Raw genomic sequence first — 579 nt, 5'->3', positions numbered from 1 at the left:
TGTGGTTGTTACAGTTACTGCTGGTGCAACCGCATCTACTGTACCAGTTGATGGTGCTGATGGGTTACCCGCTGGGTCAGTTGCAACAACTGTAACTTTGTCTCCATCTTTAAGATCACCTGGGTTTGGTACTGTCCATTTACCATCCGGGCCTGCAACTACAGTCGCTGTTGTACCATCTGGGAAAGTGACCTTAACTGTTGAACCAGCTTCTGCTGTACCTGTTACAGGATTAGTTGCATTGATTGGATCAATTACTGGTGCATTTGGCGCAGTGGTATCAACAGTCACCACAGCATTAGTTGTACCCACATTACCTGCCGGGTCAGTCGCTGTCACAGTCACCGTATGCGGACCGTCTGTCAACACTGGAAGTGTATTGTCTGCAAGGGTCCAGGTGCCATCACCATTATTGGTTGCCGGGTAGTTCACACCGTCTACAGTCACCACAACTTTCGCTATTGGATCGTTCACTGTACCGCTTAACGCAGGTGTGCTGTCATTGGTTAATGTGGTTGTTACAGTTACTGCTGGTGCAACCGCATCTACTGTACCAGTTGATGGTGCTGATGGGTTACC

At 48.9% G+C, this 579-nt stretch carries 1 protein-coding gene; it reads right to left on the bottom strand.

The annotated features are described in order from the left end of the window. Positions 1-579: Ig-like domain-containing protein (locus J678_RS22790; protein ID WP_032027591.1), on the bottom strand; the 579-nt coding region annotated here is incomplete at both ends.

Source organism: Acinetobacter sp. 1424608 (assembly GCF_000588255.1).
Classification (GTDB): Bacteria; Pseudomonadota; Gammaproteobacteria; order Pseudomonadales; family Moraxellaceae; genus Acinetobacter; species Acinetobacter nosocomialis.
This window is presented reverse-complemented; position numbering and strand designations above follow the sequence as displayed.